We start from the raw sequence: 1,085 nt of genomic DNA, 5'->3' as shown, positions 1-1,085 counted from the left end.
AAGAAGAAGCACCGGCTAACTACGTGCCAGCAGCCGCGGTAATACGTAGGGTGCGAGCGTTAATCGGAATTACTGGGCGTAAAGCGTGCGCAGGTGGTTTGTTAAGTCAGATGTGAAAGCCCCGAGCTTAACTTGGGAACTGCGTTTGAAACTGGCAAGCTAGAGTCTGTCAGAGGGGGGTAGAATTCCACGTGTAGCAGTGAAATGCGTAGAGATGTGGAGGAATACCAATGGCGAAGGCAGCCCCCTGGGATAAGACTGACGCTCATGCACGAAAGCGTGGGGAGCAAACAGGATTAGATACCCTGGTAGTCCACGCCCTAAACGATGTCAACTGGTTGTTGGGCAACTTGATTGTTCAGTAACGAAGCTAACGCGAGAAGTTGACCGCCTGGGGAGTACGGTCGCAAGATTAAAACTCAAAGGAATTGACGGGGACCCGCACAAGCGGTGGATGATGTGGATTAATTCGATGCAACGCGAAAAACCTTACCTACCCTTGACATGTACGGAAGTCTGCTGAGAGGTGGATGTGCCTGAAAGGGAACCGTAACACAGGTGCTGCATGGCTGTCGTCAGCTCGTGTCGTGAGATGTTGGGTTAAGTCCCGCAACGAGCGCAACCCTTGCTATTAATTGCCATCATTAAGTTGGGCACTTTAATAGGACTGCTGGTGATAAACCGGAGGAAGGTGGGGATGACGTCAAGTCCTCATGGCCCTTATGGGTAGGGCTTCACACGTCATACAATGGCCGGTACAGAGGGATGCCAACCCGCGAGGGGGAGCCAATCTCAGAAAGCCGGTCGTAGTCCGGATTGTTCTCTGCAACTCGAGAGCATGAAGTCGGAATCGCTAGTAATCGCGGATCAGCATGTCGCGGTGAATACGTTCCCGGGTCTTGTACACACCGCCCGTCACACCATGGGAGTGGGTGATACCAGAAGTAGGCAGTCTAACCGCAAGGGGGGCGCTTACCACGGTATGATTCATGACTGGGGTGAAGTCGTAACAAGGTAGCCGTAGGGGAACCTGCGGCTGGATCACCTCCTTTAAGATCCCTTAGTTAGTACCCACACCTATCGGT

1 rRNA gene is annotated in these 1,085 nt (G+C 52.8%); it reads left to right on the top strand.

Features of this window, described 5'->3' with window-relative positions:
• A 16S ribosomal RNA gene (locus IV91_RS0112155) occupies nucleotides 1–1,052 on the top strand; the annotation flags it as partial.
• Nucleotides 1,053–1,085: the final 33 nt, after the last annotated feature.

The organism is Ferrovum myxofaciens, assembly GCF_000735045.1.
Lineage (GTDB): Bacteria > Pseudomonadota > Gammaproteobacteria > Burkholderiales > Ferrovaceae > Ferrovum > Ferrovum myxofaciens.
The sequence above is the reverse complement of the archived record's forward strand: the minus strand, read 5'-3'. Positions and strand labels throughout refer to the sequence as shown.